Annotated in this window: 9 protein-coding genes; 4 read left to right on the top strand and 5 right to left on the bottom strand. The window is 62.2% G+C overall.

What is annotated here, in order from left to right; all coding sequences use genetic code 11:
* Window positions 1-65: 65 nt before the first annotated feature.
* Together WJU23_RS04280 and WJU23_RS04275 are read left to right on the top strand one after the other, a co-directional pair.
* Window positions 66-1,031 (top strand): c-type cytochrome domain-containing protein, encoded by a 966-nt coding sequence (locus WJU23_RS04280; protein ID WP_346331298.1) that lies wholly within the window; start codon window positions 66-68, stop codon window positions 1,029-1,031.
* A gap of 136 nt (window positions 1,032-1,167) precedes the next feature.
* Window positions 1,168-1,620 carry a GatB/YqeY domain-containing protein gene (locus WJU23_RS04275; protein WP_346331297.1) on the top strand — a complete coding sequence of 151 codons (453 nt, stop codon included), beginning with the start codon at window positions 1,168-1,170 and terminating at the stop codon, window positions 1,618-1,620.
* A 154-nt stretch (window positions 1,621-1,774) separates the two neighbouring features.
* Here the strand turns inward: WJU23_RS04275 and glpK are convergent, their stop codons facing one another.
* On the bottom strand, window positions 1,775-3,253 hold the full coding sequence (gene glpK / locus WJU23_RS04270) for a glycerol kinase GlpK (protein WP_346331296.1): 1,479 nt from the start codon (window positions 3,251-3,253) through the stop codon (window positions 1,775-1,777).
* A gap of 277 nt (window positions 3,254-3,530) precedes the next feature.
* On the opposite strand from glpK, the gene WJU23_RS04265 reads away from it, so the two are divergent.
* Window positions 3,531-6,614, top strand: a complete 3,084-nt coding sequence (locus WJU23_RS04265; protein WP_346331295.1) for a PSD1 and planctomycete cytochrome C domain-containing protein — start codon at window positions 3,531-3,533, stop codon at window positions 6,612-6,614.
* A gap of 85 nt (window positions 6,615-6,699) precedes the next feature.
* The gene (gene hrpA, locus WJU23_RS04260; RefSeq protein ID WP_346331294.1) at window positions 6,700-10,488 is read left to right on the top strand and encodes an ATP-dependent RNA helicase HrpA; all 3,789 of its coding nucleotides are present in this window, start codon (window positions 6,700-6,702) and stop codon (window positions 10,486-10,488) included.
* A 230-nt stretch (window positions 10,489-10,718) separates the two neighbouring features.
* Here hrpA and WJU23_RS04255 read toward each other — a convergent pair whose 3' ends face one another.
* From WJU23_RS04255 to WJU23_RS04240, 4 genes are read right to left on the bottom strand one after another with little or no spacing between them, the layout of a single operon-like run.
* Window positions 10,719-12,173 carry a DUF1501 domain-containing protein gene (locus tag WJU23_RS04255; protein ID WP_346331293.1) on the bottom strand — a complete coding sequence of 485 codons (1,455 nt, stop codon included), beginning with the start codon at window positions 12,171-12,173 and terminating at the stop codon, window positions 10,719-10,721.
* 55 nt (window positions 12,174-12,228) lie between these two features.
* Window positions 12,229-14,922 (bottom strand): PSD1 and planctomycete cytochrome C domain-containing protein, encoded by a 2,694-nt coding sequence (locus WJU23_RS04250; RefSeq protein WP_346331292.1) that lies wholly within the window; start codon window positions 14,920-14,922, stop codon window positions 12,229-12,231.
* A gap of 52 nt (window positions 14,923-14,974) precedes the next feature.
* A complete protein-coding gene (locus tag WJU23_RS04245) occupies window positions 14,975-16,948 on the bottom strand; it encodes a response regulator (protein WP_346331291.1) in 1,974 nt (657 codons plus the stop codon).
* Window positions 16,949-16,971: 23 nt separating this feature from the next.
* Entirely contained in the window at window positions 16,972-19,983 is a 3,012-nt protein-coding gene (locus WJU23_RS04240; protein ID WP_346331290.1) for a PAS domain S-box protein, read from the bottom strand.
* Window positions 19,984-19,989 lie beyond the last annotated feature (6 nt).

Below are 19,989 nucleotides of genomic sequence, written 5' to 3'. Positions count from 1 at the left end.
TCTCGCAGGTGGTGCAGGTTTCCTAAAGTTTCTTCGCGCACCATACACACCCACCCCCAATCCGCATGTCTCCCGCTTCGTTTCGCCTCCCTTTTTTTGCGCTCGCCCTCACCGGCATCGCCCCCGCTTTGCACGCCGCCGTGGACTTTGAAAAACAGATCCTCCCCGTCCTGGAGGCCAAATGCCTGGACTGCCACAGCGCCCCCAAAATGGTGGACGGCAAAATGAAAAAGCCCAAGGCCGACCTCCGCCTCGATGCCGCCTGGGCCATGCTCAAAGGTGCCGAAAGCGGCCCCTCCCTCGTACCTGGCGACCTCGCCAAAAGCTACATGTACGAAGTCGTCACCCTCCCCGAGGACGACGACATGTTCATGCCCCCCAAAGGCGATCCCCTCACCAAGACCGAGGTCCAGCTCCTCAAAGAATGGATCGAAAGCGGAGCCGATTTCGGCGGCTGGAAAGGCAACATGGAAGGTGCGCCCAAAGAGGACGCCGCCAAAGCCGCTGCCGTCAAAGTCCGCGAGCATGAAGTCTTCTATGCAAAACTGCAAGAAGGCCTGAAACCCGCCGATGCCGCCGCCATCGATAAAGCCAAAGCCGCCGGTGCCCAGCTCGCCACCCTCAAAATGGACAGCCCGCTGCTCCGCGCCGACTTCCTCACCGGCGTCTCCAAGTGCGATGATGAAAAAGTCGCCGTCCTCCTTCCCCTCAAAGAAAACATCGCCCAGCTCGACCTCGGCCGCACCGTCATCACCGATGCCGCCCTGAAAACCGTCGCCCAGTTCCCCCGCCTCGCCTCCCTTGACATCCGCCAGACAAAGGTCACCGATGCCGGCCTCGTATCCCTCACCGGCCTGAAAAACCTCCAGCACCTCAACCTCTTCGGCACCGCCGTCACCGACAAAGGCGTCAAGCACCTCGCCTCCATCAAGTCCCTCAAAACCATCTCCCTTTTCCAGACCCAGGCCACCCCCGCCGCCGTCAAAGACCTCACCGCCGCCATCCCCGGCATCAAGGTCACCTTGAAATAGCCGTTCCCAGGTTTCCGCCTCAACAATCCGCCCCCTTGCGCATCCCCATGCGCCTGGGGGTCTTTCTTTGCCACCCATCCCCCTGGACAACCCCACCGCCCCACGCCACAATCCCACTGCACCAACCATTCCCTTTATGCCCCTCTCCCAGCAGCTCACCGAAGACATGAAAACCGCCATGAAGGCGAAGGACACCGTCGCCCTCAGCGTCATCCGCGGCCTCAAGTCCGCCATCAAATACGCTGCCATTGAAAAACACGGTGCCGAAGGCGAGCTCGAAGACACCGAGGCCATCGCCGTCATCCGCAAAGAGCTCAAAAAACGCCAGGACTCCGTCACCAGCTATGAAGCCGGCGGCCGCCCCGACCTCGCAGCCACTGAAAAAGCCGAGATCGCCGTCCTCGAAAAATACCTCCCCGCCGCCATGACCGCCGACGAGATGGAAACCCTCGTCAACACCGTCATCCTCGAGCTCGGCGCCACCTCCAAAAAAGACATGGGCAACGTCATGAAAGTCCTCGGCGAACGCGCCGCCGGCCGCGCCGACAACCGCCTCCTCTCCGCCGAAGTCTCCAAGCGCCTCAGTTAATCAAAGCGTCAAAGAGCCAGGCAACCCATCCACGTCGCCCCCCTCGTCCCCTCGTCCCCTCGTTCCCACCCCAACCTCACCCCCCCGTCTCCAAGCCCAACGGGCTTGCATCCCCTAGCCCAGGGTTCGAAGAACCCTGGGTCAAAGGCCCCCCTCACTCCCCCTTCGTCCGCTCCAGCGCCCGGTTCCATCCGGCCATCAAGCCCTTCCGCTGCGCTGCCTTCATCGCCGGTTCAAAGCGACGCTCCGTCTTCCATTGCGTGGCGATCTCCGCCTGGTTCTTCCAGTAGCCCACCGCCAGCCCCGCCAGGTACGCCGCCCCCAGCGCCGTCGTTTCCGTCACCACCGGCCGCACCACTGGCACGCCCAGCAGGTCTGCCTGGAACTGCATCATCAGATTGTTATTGCTCGCCCCGCCGTCCACCCGCAATTCGCGCAGCTTCACCCCAGCATCCGCCTGCATCGCATGCAGGATGTCCGTCACCTGAAAGGCGATCCCCTCCAGCGCCGCGCGGGCGATATGCGCCTTCGTCGTGCCCCGCGTGATGCCGCACATCAGACCGCGTGCATACTGATCCCAGTGCGGTGCGCCCAGTCCGGCAAAGGCCGGCACCAGATACACCCCGCCGCTGTCCTCCACCTGCGCGGCCAGAGCCTCCACATCGGCGGATTTTTTGATGATCCCCAGCCCGTCGCGCAGCCACTGCACCACCGCCCCGGCGATGAACACGCTCCCCTCCACCGCATACTCCAGCTCCCCGTCGCCGATCTGCCACGCCACCGTCGTCAGCAGATTGTTGCCTGAGGCGATCCTCTTCGTCCCCGTGTGCATCAGCATGAAGCAGCCCGTCCCATACGTGTTCTTCACCATCCCCGGCGTCGTACAAACTTGCCCAAAAAGCGCCGCCTGCTGATCCCCCGCGATCCCCGCGATCGGGATGCTGCTGCCAAAAAGCGACGTCTCCCCAAACACCCCGCTGGACGCCATCACCTTCGGCAGCGTCTCCTTCGGCACGCCGAAGAGTTTCATCAGCTCCGCATCCCACGCTCCTTTGGTGATGTCATAGAGCATCGTGCGGGAGGCATTGCTCACATCCGTGCCATGCACCCGCCCCTCCGTCAGGTTCCACAGCAGCCAGGAGTCCACCGTGCCAAAGGCCAGCTCCCCGCTCTTCGCCAGCGCCTTCGTTTCCGGCACATGCTTCAGCATCCAGTTCATCTTCGTCGCCGAAAAGTACGCATCCACCACCAGCCCCGTCTTGTGCCGGATCATGGATTCCGCCCCCTTCGCCTTCAGCCGGTCGCAGAAAGCCGCCGTCCGCCGGTCCTGCCACACGATGGCCTTCCCCACCGCCTTCCCCGTCGTCTTGTTCCACGCCACCGTCGTCTCCCGCTGGTTCGTGATGCCGATCCCCGCGATGTCCTTGCCCGTCGCCTTCGCCTTTTTCAGCACCTCTTTGATGGTCTTGAGCTGCGTGCTCCAGATCTCCCCCGCATCATGCTCCACCCACCCCGGCTGCGGATAATGCTGCGTAAACTCCTTCTGCGCCGTCGCCACCACCTTGCCCGTTTGATCAAAAAGAATGCTGCGGCTGCTGGTCGTCCCTTGGTCAAGCGCGAGGATGTATTTCATCCCCCGATTCTTCACATCCCCCAAGAATTGACCAGCCCGAAATGACCCCGCCAAAATCTTCATCCCAACCTTGTTCAAGACCTTAATACTCCCCGCCTTCAGTCCCCCCATCCTGTCAATCCTGCCAATCCTGTAATCCTGTCCAAAAAAAAGTCCCCCTATCCCCCACCCCCAGCTTCCCCCCATCGAATAAGACAAACCAGAAGATCGGATCCGCCCCCCAATCCCCGCCCCCCATGATAACCCCCTCCCCTCCCTGACGTTATACTCCCTTCTGATGCGCACCCTTTTCGTCATCGCCTTTTCCGTGTTCGCCGCCCAGGCCGCGAGCGCCGCCGCCCCGCTGGATTTCAACCGGGACATCCGGCCCATTCTCAGCGACAACTGCTTCGCCTGCCACGGCTTCGATGCCAGCAAACGCAAGGCCGACCTCCGGCTCGACACCCCGGAGGGAGCCTACCAGGCCATCGACGGCATCCAGCCCGTCAAGCCAGGCGACCCCGCCGCCAGCAGCATCATCACCCGCATCCTTTCCAAAGATGAGGACGACATCATGCCCCCGCCGGAGTCGCATAAAAAGATCACTCCCGCACAGGCCGAGATCCTCCAGCGCTGGATCAAAGAAGGCGCGAAGTATAAAAACCACTGGGCCTTTGAAAAACCCGTCAAGGCCGCCACGCCGGACATCAAAAGCCCCCTCGTTCGCAATCCCATCGATGCCTTCATCCAGGACCGCCTGAAGAGCGAAGGCCTCACCCCCTCCCCGGAGGCTTCCAAAGAAACCCTCATTCGCCGCGTCACCCTGGACCTCACCGGCCTGCCGCCCACCGTCGAAGAAGTGGATGCCTACCTGGCGGATACCGCCCCGGATGCCTATGAAAAAGTCGTCGCCCGTCTGTTAAAATCCACCCGCTATGGCGAGCACATGGGCCGCTACTGGCTGGATGCCGCCCGTTATGCCGATACCCACGGCCTGCACCTGGACAATGAACGCAGCATGTGGCCCTACCGCGACTGGGTCGTCCGCGCCTTCAATGACAACCTTCCCTTTGATGAGTTCACCCGCTGGCAGCTCGCCGGGGACCTCCTGCCCAATGCCACCGTGGACCAGCAGATCGCCTCCGGCTTCAACCGCTGCAACGTCACCACCAGCGAGGGCGGCTCTATCGCCGAGGAATTCGTCTTCCGTTACGCCGTGGACCGCACGGATACCACCGTCGCCGTCTGGATGGGCCTAACAGCAGGTTGCGCAGTCTGCCACGACCACAAGTTTGATCCCATCAGCCAGAAGGAATTCTATTCCATGTATGCCTTCTTCAACAGCGCGGCAGATCCCGCCATGGACGGCAACATCCTCCTCACCCCGCCCATCCTCCGCCTCTCCACGCCGGAGCAGAAGGCCGAGCTCGCCAGCCTCGACCAGCAGATCACCGCCAAGCAGGCCGAAATCAAAGCCGCCATCGCCAAGATCGAGTACACCGATCCCGCCACCCTCACCCCGCCTCCCCCGGTGCAAAACAGCGAGGTCGTCTGGTTTGAGGACAGCTTCCCTGCCGGCGTCACCGTCAATGGGGCCGGCGGTGCCCCCACCACCTTCGTCAGCAAAAAAGACGGCCCCGTTTTCAGCGGCGAGACCGCCATCCAGCGCACCGCCACCGCTGTCGCCCAGGATTTTTTCAGCGGCGGAGCCACCTTTGATGTGCCCGCCAATGGCCGCCTCACCGCCCACTGCTTCCTGGATCCCAAAAATCCGCCTTCCTCCATCATGCTCCAGTTCCACGTCGGCGGCTGGAACCACCGCGCCTTCTGGGGAGAGGAAGGGGCCATCCCCTTTGGCAAAGTCCGCACCCCCGAGCGGGTCAAAATGGGCGCTCTGCCCAAAACCGGCGAGTGGGTCAAGCTCGACATCCCCATTGAAAAAATCGGCCTCAAGCCGGGCATGAAAGTCACCGGTTACGCCTTCACCCAGTTCGGCGGCACCGTCACCTGGGACCGTCTCAGCATGAGCTCCCGCGTGGACCCCGCCAAGGATGTCCAATGGTCCTGGAGCCTCTGGGTGCAAAAGAATCAGGGCAAGCGCGTCGCCGCCCTCCCGCAGGATTTGCAACTCATCGTCCGGGGCAAAAAAGCCGCCGAATGGACCGAGGCCGAAACCAAAAGCGTCAAAGACTGGTGGTTTGAAAACGAATACCAGGGCGCCCGCGAAATCGTCAATGGCGTCCGCGGCCAGAAGCTCGCCCTCGAGTCCAAACGCAAGGCCCTGGAGGACATCATTCCCGCCACCTTCATCATGGCCGACCTGCCCGAGCCACGGGAAAGTTTCATCATGGATCGCGGCCTCTACGACCAGCCCGGCGAGAAAGTCAGCCGGGGCACCCCCGCCATCTTCCCGCCCCTGCCCAATGCCGGAAATCCCAGCCGCCTGGACCTCGCCAACTGGCTCGTCTCCCCGGACCATCCCCTCACCTCCCGGGTCATCGTCAACCGCCTCTGGCAGCAGTTTTTCGGCACCGGCCTTGTCAAGACCACCAACGACTTCGGCTCCCAGGGCGAGCCGCCCAGCCATCCGGAATTGCTCGACTGGCTGGCCGTCACCTATCGCGAAATGGGCTGGGACACCAAGGCCTTTGTCCAGCAGATCGTCACCTCCCACACTTACCGCCAGAGCGCCGAATTCACCCCCGCCAGCCTGCAAAAAGATCCTGAAAACCGCCTGCTCGCCCGTGGCCCCCGCTTCCGTGCCGATGCCGAAGTCGTCCGCGACAGCGCCCTCTTCGTCAGCGGCCTGCTCAGTCCCAAAATTGGCGGCAAAGGCGTGCGCCCCTACCAGCCCGAAAACATCTGGGAGCCCGTCGGCTTCGGCGGCAGCAACACCCGCAACTACGTCCAGGACACCGGCGAATCCCTCTACCGCCGCAGCCTTTACACCTTCTGGAAGCGCACCGCACCGCCTCCCGGCATGACCAATTTTGACGCGCCCAACCGCGAGTCCTACTGCCTCCGCCGCGAGCGCAGCAACACCCCCCTTCAGGCCCTCAACCTGATGAACGACGTACAATACTTCGAAGCCGCCCGCAACTTCGCCCAACAACTTTTGCTTCAAGAAAAAAACGCCGATTCCCGCATCACCCGCGCCTTCCGCAGCACCACCGGCCGCTACCCTAGCGCCCAGGAAGCCGAGATCATCCGCCAGGCCCTGGACCACCATCTGACCGATTACCAAGCCCGCCCCGAGGAGGCCCAACTCGCCATCACCTACGGCGAATCCAAACCCGACCCCTCCCTCGATCCCGCCGAGCTCGCCGCCTGGACCCTCGTCGCCAACCTCCTGCTCAACCTGGACGAAATGGTCACCAAGTAAGGGCCGGAACACGCATACGGATTATTTGCGATTCCCCCCGTCCTGTGAGAGGCTGTCGATCCCCTGATTCAGCCTGCCCCCCGCCTTGATCCGTTACCCTGCCGACCTCCCCATCACCGCCCGCCGCGACGACATCCTCGCGGCCATCCGCTCCAGCCAGGTCGTCATCCTAGCCGGCGAAACTGGATCCGGCAAGACCACCCAGCTCCCCAAAATGTGCCTGGAGGTGCTTGGCGATGCTCGTGGCATGATCGGCTGCACCCAGCCGCGCCGCGTCGCCGCCATGAGCGTCTCCAAGCGCGTGGCCGAAGAGCTGGACGTCCGCTGGGGCGGCGAGGTCGGCTGCAAGATGCGCTTCAGCGACGACACCAGCCGTGACACCCGCATCAAGTTCATGACGGACGGCATCCTGCTGGCCGAGATCCAGAGCGATCCCCTCCTGCGTTCCTATTCCATCCTCATCCTCGACGAGGCCCATGAGCGCTCGCTCAATATTGACTTCTTGTTAGGCTACCTGAAGACACTGCTGGAAAAGCGGCCGGATTTGAAGCTCGTCGTCACCTCCGCCACCATTGATACGGAGGCCTTCAGCGCCCACTTTGGCAGTGCGCCCATCATCGAAGTCTCCGGCCGTCTCTACCCCGTGGACATCCGCTATAAACCGGCGGGTGACGATGACGACGGAGGTTATGTCGATGCTGCCATCGTCGCCGTGGAGGAAGTGCTGATCGAGACCGATACCGGCGATGTCCTCGTTTTCATGCCCACCGAGCGCGACATCCGCGATACCCGCGATGCTCTCGATGGCCGCCTGGGCAAAGGCATGGAGGTCCTCGCCCTCTTTGGCCGCATGGCCTCGCATGAGCAGCAAAAGGTGTTTTCGCCAGGCTCCAAACGCCGCGTCATCATCGCCACCAACGTCGCGGAAACCTCCATCACCCTGCCCCGCATCCGCTATGTGGTGGATACCGGCCTGGCCCGCATGAGCCGCTACAATCCGCGCACCCGCACCAAGCGGCTGCCGGTGGAAGCCATCAGCCAGAGCAGCGCCAACCAGCGCGCAGGCCGCGCCGGGCGTGTCCAGGACGGCATCTGCATCCGCCTGTATGAACAGGAGGATTTTAACAAACGCTCCCGCTTCACCCAGCCGGAGATCCAGCGCTCCAACCTCGCCGAGGTCATCCTGCGGATGAAAGCCTTCCGGTTAGGCGAGATCGAAACCTTCCCTTTCATCAACCCTCCCGTCAGCGCCGCCCTCCGCGCCGGGTATGACCTGCTGCATGAACTCGGCGCCCTGGGCGAAACCCATGAGATGACCGCCACCGGCCGCGAGCTGGCCAACCTGCCTCTCGACCCCACCCTGGGCCGCATGCTCCTGCAGGCCCGCAGCGAGGGCTGCCTGGAAGACATGCTCATCATCGCCGCCGGCCTCAGCATCCCCGACCCGCGCGAGCGCCCCGAGGACAAACGCGAGCAGGCCCAGGCCGCCCATAAAACCTTCACCTCCCCGGAGTCCGATTTCATCAGCCTGCTCAAGATCTGGAATCACGCGCCCGACCCGGAAAACAGCGGCAAAAACGCCCTGCGCAAATACTGCAAATCCTACTTCCTTAGCTTCACCCGCATGACCGAGTGGCGCGATGTCTGGCATCAGCTTCGCGACACCTTCCGCGATGACCGGAAGAAGGCCTCCGCCTCGCCACCACCTCCTGCCGCCAAAGCACCCGCCACCGCCTCGTCCCCCTGGGAAAAAGCCGCCGAAAAAGTGGCCCAGAAGGACGCGGCCAGCACCGCCGACCAGGCCATCCACCGCTGCATCCTGGCCGGTCATCTCGGCCACATCGCCACCCGCCTGGAGCGCAACCAGTACAAGGCCGCAGGCAACCGCGAGGTGATGGTTTTTCCCGGTTCCAATCTTTACGAACGCCGCGAAAAACAGGGCAAGCAGGGCCAGGGAAAAACCCGCCAGCCCTTGTGGATCGTCGCCGGCGAAATCGTCCAGACCTCGCAACTCTTCGCCCGCTCCATCGCCCGCATAGATCCGCAATGGGCCGCTGAGCTAGGCGCCCATCTCGTGGAGCGCCGTTACAGCGAACCCCACTGGAGCGCCAAGGCGGGCCGCGTTCTGGTCACCGAACGTCTTCTTCTGCACGGCCTGGAGGTGAAACGCCAGCCCATTGACTTCGGCAAGATTGATCCCGTGGCTGCCACCCAGCTATTCATTCGCGGAGCCCTGCTGGAAGGCACCACCAATCTTCCGCACCGCTTCTTCCAGCATAACCAAAAGTTACGCGACCGCCTGGAGGCCACCTTGACCCGCGTGCGCAGCAGCCGCGTGTATGCCATTGAAGAACATCTTTTTGAATTCTATCGCGCCCGCCTGGAGGCCATCTCCTCCGTGCATGACCTGAACAAGCTGGTGAACGCCCGCGTGCGCGATGAACCCGGTTTTCTCTGCGCCCGCGAAGAGGACCTGACCGGCGGCGACGACCTCTCCCACGACCTGGAAATGTTCCCCGATGCCGCCTCGCTCGGGAACTCCGTGCTGCCCATCACCTATGCCTACAAACCCGGCCAGGAAGATGATGGCGTGACCGTCCAGGTCCCCCTGCCCATGGCCGAGCACCTGACCAGCGGCCAGGTGCTCTGGATGGTGCCCGGCCTGCGCGAAGAGCAGATCACCACCCTGCTGCGTGCCCTGCCCAAGACCGTCCGCCGTGACCTGCTGCCCCTGGAAGTCAAAGCCCGCGAGATCGCCAAAGACTTCGATCCCGGCCGCGCCGATTTCCACGAAGCCCTCGCCGAGTTTCTCCGCCAGCGTTACCGCCTGCAAGTCAAGGCCAGCGACTGGGATGCACAAACCCTCCCCGCCTATCTGCAACCGCGCGTGGAAGTGATGGGCCAGGGCAACAAAACCGTCATGACCAGCCGCGATGTGGACAGCATCCGCGAGACCATGCGCAAGCAGGAGCAGGCCCGCCCCTCCGGTGCCTGGGACCAGGTGGCCAAACGCTTCGAGGACTATGCCCTGTCCAGTTGGTCCTTTGGCGATCTGCCGGAAACCGTGCTCATCGAGACCATCCAGGGCGTGCCCGTGCTCGGCCATCCCGGCCTTGTCCTCCGCGATGGCGAGGTGGACCTGCGCCTGTTCAAACGGCCCGAAGAAGCCCGCAGGCAAACCCCCGCCGCCGTGCGCAAGCTCGCCGAAAATCTCATGGGCAAGGACATCTCCTGGCTGCACAAGGAGCTGCGCGTGCTGGATGTCAAAGCCGCCCCTCAAAAGACCATGAACTTCCAAGGCGGCCTGGCAGCGCTCGGCTCCATGTCCGCACCCCATGCGAATGCACCCGCCGGCAGCAAAGCCGAAGCCGCCTGTGATCACATCCTGGCCCATGCCCTGCGCCTGGAGCCGCTGCTGCCGCTCACCCACAAACGCTTCATGGAAATGTGCGAGCGCGCCCGCCGGGAGATCCCCGCCCTCACGCATCGCGTTCGCGACCTGCTCAAGCAGACCGAGGAGCTGCGCCAAAAGATCCTGGCCTATCCCAAACGCTACGCCGGCCTGGAAAAGGACCTCGCCCGCCTGCTGCCGCCTAACCTGTTGTCTGTCACGCCCCACGCCCAGCTTCAGCACCTGCCGCGCTATTTGAAAGCCGTTCTCCTCCGTGCCGAACGCGCCGCCAACAACCCCGCCAAGGACCTGGACAAAGCCGCCGCCATTGCCGACTTCAACGGCTGGGAGCAGGAAGTCAGCGATGCCAACCGAGAAGCCTTCCGCTGGCTCTTTGAAGAATACCGCGTCTCCATCTTCGCCCAAGAACTCGGCACCGCCCAGCCCGTCAGCGTCAAGCGCCTCGAAGCGCTTCTGGGTTAGTACAGTACTCACCACTCTCCGAGTGATGCGGCCCACGACTTCGCAGCCTAACAAACTTTCAAACAACAAAGGACATCTTCGCGAGTACAGTACTCATCACTCTCCGAGTGATGCGTTCCACGACCCCGCCGCCTAACAAACATTCAAACAACAAAGGACATCTTCTCGGTTCTTCGAAAACCAGATGTGCTTCCACCTCCCATAACGCATCACTCGGAGAGTGATGAGTACTATGCCAGCAACTCCGTCACCACCCGCGCCGCAGGGTTCTCCACCAGTACCTGCTCAGTACCGTTGCGCTTATAGGTCAGCTTTTTCGGATTCAGTCCAAACAGATGCAGCAGGGTCGCATGGTAGTCATAGTGGTTCACCACCTTGTCCACCGCATGATGCCCAAACTCATCCGTGGCCCCATGCGCATAACCGGCTTTGAAACCACCACCGGCCACCCACATGCTGAAGCCATAGGTGTTGTGGTCGCGGCCCACGGTCTTGCGGTCCTTGGCACCGGCACGATTCTGAATCACAGGCAGACGGCCCATCTCGCCGCCCCAATGGACGACGGTGGAATCCAGCAGACCACGCTGTTTCAAGTCCAGCACCAGGGCCGCTGCGGGCTGGTCCACCTGCTCACAAGCCTTCGGCAGGGAGGTGAGGATGCTGCTGTGATGGTCCCAGGTCTGGTTGCCGGTGAAGATGGAGACAAAGCGCACCCCGCGCTCCACCATGCGGCGGGCGATGAGGCAGCGTTTGCCGAACTCTTCCGTGGCCGGTTTGTCCAGGCCGTAAAGCTTCTTCGTGGCCTCGCTTTCGCCACTGATGTCCAGCGCTTCCTTCGCCGCCGTCTGCATGCGGGCCGCCAGCTCAAAGCTCTGAATGCGGGCCTCCAGATCGCTCTCGCCCGGACGCGCATCCGCGTGCTCGCGATTGAGCCCCTGGACAAACTTGAGGTATCGCGACTGCGCCTCGCCCTTAAGCGAAAGCGGCGGGTCGAGGTTCAAAATGCGCGGCTCTTTGGACCTGACCACGGTGCCCTGATAAACGGAAGGCAGCCAGCCATTGCTGAAGTTGTCCACGCCCAGCACGGGCAGGCCGCGCGGGTCGGTCAGAGCCACATAGGCGGGCAGATCCTGGTTGTCACTGCCGAGGCCGTAAGTGATCCAGCTTCCCAAGGTGGGCCGTCCGCCGACGATCTGGCCATTGAGAAGCGCATAGATGGACTGGCCATGATTGTTCACGCCCGTATGCATGGAGCGGATGAGCGTCATTTCATCGGCAATGCTGCCCATGTAAGGAATGAGGTCGCTCATCTCGATGCCGCTCTCACCGCGCGGCTTGAACTTCCACTGCGGTCCCATCACCTCGCGACTCGCGCCAGCAGCGTCATCGTACTTGATCTCACCGGGGAAGTCCTTGCCGTCCAGCTTGGCCAGCTCCGGCTTGGGCTCGAACATGTCAATGTGGCTCGGCCCGCCCTGCATGAACATGGAGATCATCGCCTTGGCCTGGCCAAAGCCGTGCGCCGGTTTCGGCGTCAGGTCAAAGTGCTGCGGCCCGCCGCCTGCCAGGGCCGGATTCGCCAGAAGCCCCTGCTGCTGCAAAAGCGAAGCCAAAGCAATGCCGCCAATGCCATAAGCCGTACGGCCCAGCATGGCCCGACGGCTGAGAGGGGAGGAAGGAAGCATGTCGCACATAAAGATATTACGGGTAATGGATTAGCACAGGGACAGTCCTTTCAACTCAGTCCACATAAAGGAACTCATTCGAGCTCATGAGGCCGTGGCAGAGGGCGGTGAGGCCGAGGAGGGCGGGGCTGGCGTCTTTTTTCTCGGCGGGGCCGGCGACGTGCTCGAGCTTGGTGGGATTGGCTTGGTAATGGGCGGTCTGGGCCTGGACGAAATCGGTGGCGGTCTGGAGGTCGGCCATGCTGGGGGCGCGGCTGAAGCTGAGCTGCCAGGCGAGGCGGATCTGTTTTTCGAGATCGGGACCGGCTTCCTGCTGGAGGCGCATGGCGAAGTCCTGGGCGTGCTCGCGCATGTAGCCGTTGTTCATGAGCAGGAGGCTCTGCGGGCTGACGGTGGTGACGGGGCGGCTGGCGCAGTTGGGGTCCGTCATGGCCGGGGCATCAAAGGTGGCGAACATCTCCAGCGGGGTGCTGCGGCGGGCCTGCACGTAGATGCTGCGGCGGTATTCCTCGCCTTGCAGAGAGGTGTATTTGCCAGTCTGGCGGCCAGCGGTGTCGCGGGTGTCGATGCCGATGATGATCTGGCCTTCTTCGCTAAAAGTGACGGGCACGGGCGCGCCGCCGAGCTTGGGATTGAGCTTGCCGGAGACGGCGAGGAAGGAATCGCGCAGGGTCTCGGCCTCCAGACGGAGGACGTTCATGCGGCTGAGCAGGCGATTGTCGGGATCCACCAGATCCCGCTGGTCATCGCGGCGTGAGGACTGGCGGAAGGTGCTGCTAGTGACGATGAGGCGGTGAAGCTGCTTGAGGCTCCAGCCGTTGTTCATGAACTCGGCGGCCAGATAATCCAGCAATTCCGGGTGGCTGGGTTTTTCGCCGAGCTGGCCGAAATCATCCGGGGTATTGACCAGGCCCTTGCCAAAGTGGCGCTTCCAGACCTGGTTGACGATGACACGGGCTAACAAAGGATGCTTGCCATCCGTCAGCGAGTTGGCGAAGGCGAGGCGGCGGCCGGTGGTGGGCGTGGCGGGGTTTTTCTCCGGCACCTCGATCTGGCGCTGGCCGGCGAGGACGGTGAGGTCACCGGGCTGCACTTTGTCCTTGGGCTGCTCGATGTCGCCACGGTGGAAAATGAAGGTCGCAGGCACCAGCTCAGGCTTCAATGGCGGCTCGTCGAAAGCGTGGATGAATTCTTCCTTGGGCTTGGTGGCGCGGACGGCGGCGGCCTGGGCCGCCATTTCCTTCAGGGTGTTGGCGTGCTTGGTCTTGTATGTCGTGTCGTAAAGGTACAGGGAGCCGGCGTGAAGCTTGAGCACACGCGGATTGTTTTTCAGCAGGGCGAGCTGCTCAGGCGTGCGTTTTTTGACATCGGTCCGGTAGGCAGTGCGCAGGGCTTCGCGGTCTTTTTCGGCGACTTTGGCGAGCTCTTTCTCCAGCACTTCGGTGATGAAAACTTCCGTCTGGGCGAGGCGGGCGGCATCTATTTTTTTGGCCTCAACCTCCACCTTGGCGGCAGCGGCAGCTTCTTCCGCCGTCTGCAATGAGACAAGACGGGCAGCGGGCGTTTTCCATTTCGGAGCGTTGAAGCCAGGCTCAAAAACGGCACGCAGGCGGTAGTAATCCGCCTGGGTGATGGGGTCATAACGATGGTCGTGGCACTGGGCGCAGCCGATGGTCATGCCATAGAAGGCGGTGCTGACGATTTTGAGGGTGTCGGCGATGGTGGAGTTCTGGGCCACCTTGTCATTCATGGCACCGGTGCCGTCCGCCGCCATGCGCAGAAAGCCGGTGGCGGTGATTTTTTCAATGGCGTCCGCGCTGAGGTTTTTATGCGGCTGCGGCACCATTTCATCCCCGGCAAGCTGCTCACGCACGAACTGGTCGAAGGGCTTGTCCTTGTTCAGCGACTGGATGACGTAGTCGCGATATTTATAGGCCCATTTGCGCTCCAGGTCCTTGTCGGTATAACCATCACTGTCGGCGTATCCGGCGATGTCCAGCCAGTGGCGGCCCCAGCGCTCGCCATAGGCGGGGCTGGAAAGCAGGCGCTCGATGGCGGCATCGTAGGCCCGGCGGTATTCGGCAGCGCCACGGGTGGCGGCGGTTTCAAAACGGGCCACATCCTCCGGCTCCGGTGGCAGGCCGGTGAGGTCAAAAGTGAGGCGGCGCAGGAGGGTCACGGGGTCCGCCTCAGGCGAGAACGAGAGCTTGTTCTCGGCCAGCTTTTCCGCCACGAAGGCATCAATGGGATTGGTGATGGCAGCGGCTGTGGTGACCGCCGGGACAGCGGGCTTGCGGATGGGCTGGAAGGCCCACCAGGCGCGTTCTTCATCGGTGAAGGCATGTTCCGGCCCCAGTTTTTCCGGCTCTGGGCGGGCGGTTTTGGCCCCCTGGGCGATCCACTGCTCGATGAGGGCGATCTCGCTGTCTTTCAGCTTGGCCTTGCCCTTGGGCATCTCGCCTTCCTGGACCATTTTCAGGAGATGGCTTTCCGCCGCTTTGCCGGGGACGATGGCGGGCCCTTCATCGCCGCCTTTGAGGATGAAACGGGCCAGGCGGACATCCAGGCCGCCCTTCATTTCCCCTTCCTCACCATGGCAGTGGAAGCACTGGGCCTTCAGGATGGGGCGGATGTGTTTTTCAAAGGTCACGGGCGCAGCCGCACCATGGGCCAGAGGTGCCAGGGCGGTGAACAGAAGAGCAATGTGACGGGTCTGCATGGGGGAAGAACTGGGGAGAAGTACGGTCATTCACCGCCAGTTTCTTACCAGCCCGCCCAGTTCGTCACTTTTAGATGCGTATTTAGCCCAAAAGTGTCATCAACTTTTCCTTGATGGTCTCCACGGAGAACGGCTTCTGGATAAAGGAAGTGGGACCGCCGTCATTCATGAGGTCCGTGGCCTGGTGGGAGGAATAGCCGCTCATGATGATGATGGGGAGATGGGGCATGCGCTCCCTGACGATTTTATAGACCTCGCGGCCGTCCAGGTTGGGCATGGTCAGGTCCAGCAGCACGACTTTGTAATTGCCAGCCTGGCGTAGGATTTTTTCCAGGCCGCGCATTCCGTCTTCCGCCACATCCACGTGAAAGCCAAGGTGGCTGAGAACGGCCTGCCCGGCCATGCGGATGGTGGCTTCATCATCCACAATGAGGGCATGGCCTGTGCCTAGCCACGAGGTGGAATTTAAATCCATGGGAGGTGCGGCGTCCGCCTGCTTCGATGAGGCTGGCAGGTAAATTCTGAAAGTGGTGCCGGCTCCTGCAATGCTCTCCACAGACAGATCCCCGCCATGGCTGCGCACGATGCCCAGGACAGCTGCCAGGCCGAGCCCGCGACCGGTGAACTTGGTGGTGTAAAACGGGTCAAAGATACGGGCCAGGACTTCAGGGGCCATGCCTTCACCGGTGTCCTTGACCTCAATCATGAGATAGTCGCCCTCCTTCAAGGCATTGCCCGTGCGGCAGGCAAAGAGCCGGGCCTGGTCCACATGGGCGAAGCGGGTCTTCAGCTTGATCCTGCCAGGGAGGTCCTGGAGGGCTTCTGAGGCATTGATGACCAGATTCATGATGACCTGCTGGAGCTGGCTGCGGTCACCGTTGACCCAAGGCATGTTATCCCCCAGGTCCAGAGACAGGGAGGTTTTCTTGCTGATAGCGGTGGTCAGGAGCTGGGCCGTGTCGCGGGTCAGCTCATTGATGCAGAGCGGCTCTTTGGAAACCGGGCCCTGGCCGGCATAGGAGAGCATCTGGTTGCATAGCTGGGCGGCGCGCTCGGCGGAGGACTGGATGTCCGTCAGGCTCCGGAGCACCGGTGAATCCCGGGGCACAAAGGTCTTGCCCAGCGAGGCGTTCATGGTCACCACCGTGAGGAGATTGTTAAAATCATGGGCGATGCCGGCGGCGAGAACGCCCAGGCTCTCCAGGCGCTGGGTCTCCTGCATTTTAGTTTCAAGCCGCTTCCGTTCCTCCAGCAGGCGCTTGCTTTGGGTGCAGTCACGAAAAACCACGACACAGCCGGTGATGCGGCCCTCATCATCACGAATGGGGGAAATGCTCTCATCCACGGGGATCGTCCGTCCATCCTTGGATTTGAGGCTTTTGTCTTCACCCCGGTTGATGGTGACCCCGGCCTGCATCGCCTCGTAAAACAGGTCCTGGGTTTCGTTGCTGCCGTTCTCACTGAAAATGGCCAGCACCTGATCCAAGGGCATACCGAGCGCCTCTGCGCCAGACCAGCCGGTGAGGGATTCCGCCAGGGGATTGATGAGTGTGATGCAGCCCTGGTCGTCGGTGGCAATGACACCGTCGCCAATGCTGCGGAGGGTGGTGGAAAGCCAGCGCTCCAGCTTGCGCACGCGGGTTTCCGCGCGGTGACGGTAAAGGGCCATCTCAATGGTGGCGCGGAGCTCGCGTTCATCAAAGGGCTTGAGAACATACCCGAAAGGCTCCGCCTGGCCGGCCCGGCGCAGGGTGATCTCATCCGCATGGGCGGTGACAAAGATGACAGGGACATTGGAGGTCTTGCGCAGGCTGGCGGCCACATCCACCCCGTCCATGGAATCTCGCAGATGGATGTCCATCAGTACCAGGTCCGCCTTGACGGCCAGGATGCCAGCAAGGGCCTCGCCGCCGTTATCCGCCATTCCACAAACCTGATAGCCCATTTTCGCGAGCCGGTCTTCCAGGTCCATGGCAACGAGGCTTTCGTCCTCGACGATGAAGACGTTCAGGGGAGTGCTGGATGTATGGACCGCAGGGTCTCCTTGAATGGGCATGGCTTGTTGAATTCCAGTGGGTTTTAAACATCAAAAGCGATCTCGACACAACAACCGGCAGCAGTGGCAGAGAATTTATTTTGCGCGCGCATCTGATGGCTCAAAGACCTCACCAGGCGCAGACCTAGGGTGCGGGCACTGTGGGGCTCCGCAGCGGATGGCAGACCGATGCCGTCGTCACTGATGCAGAGCAGCATCTTTTTTTCCTCGGCCCTAGTCAGCCGGATGGTGATGCAGCCGGACTCACGCCCCTTGAAGGCATGCTTGAAGGCATTGGTAATGAGCTCTGTGGCGATGAGGCCGAGGGGGATGGCCTTGTCCAGGTCCAGTTCCACATCGTCACAGCGGACATCCAGACGGATGTGAGCCATGCCACCGGACTGACCGCGAACCATTAGGCTGGCCAGCTCCCGAAGGTGCTCCCCAAAATTGATGGTGGAAAGGCTGCCGGAGCGGTAAAGCCGGTCATGAACCATGGCCATGGCATGGATGCGCGCCTGGCAGTCCTGAAAGATGGCCACATCCGCAGGATCATGGAGGGCGCTGGTCTGGAGCTGCAGCAGGCTGGAGATGATCTGCATGTTGTTTTTCACACGGTGATGAATCTCACGAAGCAGGACCTCTTTTTCCTCCAGCGATGCGCGAACATTTTCCGCAGCGTTTTTACGCTCGGTGATGATCTCGGTGAACATGACGATGCCGCCAACTTCCCCGTCCACCTCCCGCCAGGGCCGGACCTCCCAGCGCAGCCATTCCTCCTGGCCGTCTGCACGGAGGAACCGGTCCTCATCCCGGCTTTCGACGGAGCCGGCCAGGGCACGCTGGTGAACGGCCTTCCATTCGGGACTGATCTCCGGGAAGACTTCATAGTGGCTGCGGCCAAGGAGGGGCTGCGACTGCAAATGGTAGTCCTCCCTCCAGCGGCGGCTGGCGGCGACGTAGCACATGTCCATGTCAAACATGGCCACGGCAGCAGGGGTGTGCTCGATGAGCATGCGGAGCTGCTTTTGCTGATAGTTGAGCACGCGCTCGGCCTCGTGCCGCTGGGTGATGTCCTCCACCTGAGAGATGAAGTAGGCGGGGCTGCCATCAGTCTCCTTCACCAGGGAGGAGGTGAGCATGACCCAGACAATGCTGCCATCCTTGCGAAGGTAGCGTTTTTCCATCTGATAGTGGGTGACATCCCCACGGATGAGCCGGTTGATGTTGTCCTGCTCCTCATGAAGATCATCAGGGTGGGAGATGTCACGGAAGGACTTCCCCAGAAGCTCCCGCTCGGTATAACCAACAATGCCGCAAAGCGCCTTGTTCATGCCCAGCCAGGCACCGTCCGGATCCACCAGGGCCAGGCCGATGGCAGAATATTCAAAAGCATGGCGGAACCGTTCTTCGCTCTCGAGAAGGCCGGCCTCGGACATGACTTTCTGAGTGATGTCCGCATTGGTGCCGAGCATACGCAGCGGAAGGCCGTTTTCATCCCGCTGGACGATGGCCTTGGTCTGGAGGTAATGGACGGACTGGTCCGGCCAGACGATGCGGAAGATGATGTTAAAATCCCGCACTCCATCCAGGGCGTCCTTGAGCGCGGCCCGCACCCCCGGACGGTCATCCGGATGCAGGCGGCTCTCCCAGACCTGGTAATCCAGCCCTGAATCCGTACTAGGCACCTGGTAGATCTGATGCATGAGCTCATCCCAAACGAGTTCATTGGTCTGAATGTTCCAGTCCCAAATGCCGATGTCCGCTGCCAGCGTGGCGAGCCTGAGGCGCTGGGAGATGCTTTCCAGGTCCCGGGTGGCTGCGCGATGTTCAGTGATGTCCCGGGCCTCCGGCACCAGGAAGGCGGTCCTGCCGTTTTCATCCAGTACCGGATTGAGGGAGAAATCCACCGGGCGGAGGCTGCCATCGGCCGCGCGATACTCGGTCTGAAAACGCACCGGTCTGCCGGCAGCGGCCTCCTGGATGCCCTGACGCATTTTTTCCTGGGTTGCAGGAGAATGTTCCCACCACGGGCACTCCCAAAAGGGCAGGCCGATGATGTCCGCAGCCTGCACGCCTGTAGCATCCAGGGAGGACTGGTTGGTTTCCAGCAGCACTCCCTCAGGCGTGGTGAGGCCGATGAACTGGAAGGTGCTGTTGAAGATGCCGCGGAAGCGGCGCTCGCTCTCGGCATGGCGGCGGGCGATTTTTCTTTCTGTATGCTCGCGCAGGCGGTCCAGGCGCGCCACCGTATGGGCATGATGCAGAATGACTCCCACCAGGATGACGGTGGTGACTGTACTGTAGAAGGCGGCACCAAACTCTGTGGTGAACCCCCAGCGCTGCTGGGCCCAAAGGCGGACCAGGCCAAAAAGCAAGGTCAGGAACACGGCTAGAGGCAGCAGGCGGCGGACCAGCCTGCCTGCCGGAGCGGGGGATGAGACGATCCTCACCACCCCCTGATACGGCCGCAAGAAGACGAGACCTGCACAGACCAGGAGCATGGTCACGGCGGCGGGCAGGGACACCTGACCAAACAACAAGTTAGGCCGACCAGGGTCGCTGCCATAAACCAGGCTGAGCAGGGAAAGCCACGCCACGGCGAGAGCCAGACCGGTGCAGATGCCAAACCAGGCGGCACCGCGCGGCTGCCTGGCCAGAAAAAGGCTGCATCCGTACAGCAGCAGGCTGAGCCCGGTGGCAGGCGCCGGCATGATGGACCACATCCCGGGGATGGAAGGTGCAGGCCAGACCTGGAGATGAACCGCCAGAATCCAGGCACCCATGCCCAGGGGCGCCAGGGCCAGGACCAGCGCAACACAGCCAAGGTGGGGACGCCAGCGGCGCAGATCCGTCCAGCGGCTCATGGAGGAGGCCAGGATGGCCAGCACAGTGGCCTGCATGCCTGCCGCCGTCAGGCATTTCATGGTCGGCCCGCCCGGTAACCAGGTTTTCAGAAGGGGGACATCCAGAAGCCAGCCCGCCTGGACCAAAAGACAGATCACCACCGCTAACAGGACCGCCCCCCAGACATACTGGCGGGCCATGCGTTTCATTCGCAC

Origin of the sequence: Prosthecobacter sp. SYSU 5D2 (genome assembly GCF_039655865.1) — a bacterium.
GTDB lineage: Bacteria > Verrucomicrobiota > Verrucomicrobiia > Verrucomicrobiales > Verrucomicrobiaceae > Prosthecobacter.
The sequence above is the reverse complement of the archived record's forward strand: the minus strand, read 5'-3'. Positions and strand labels throughout refer to the sequence as shown.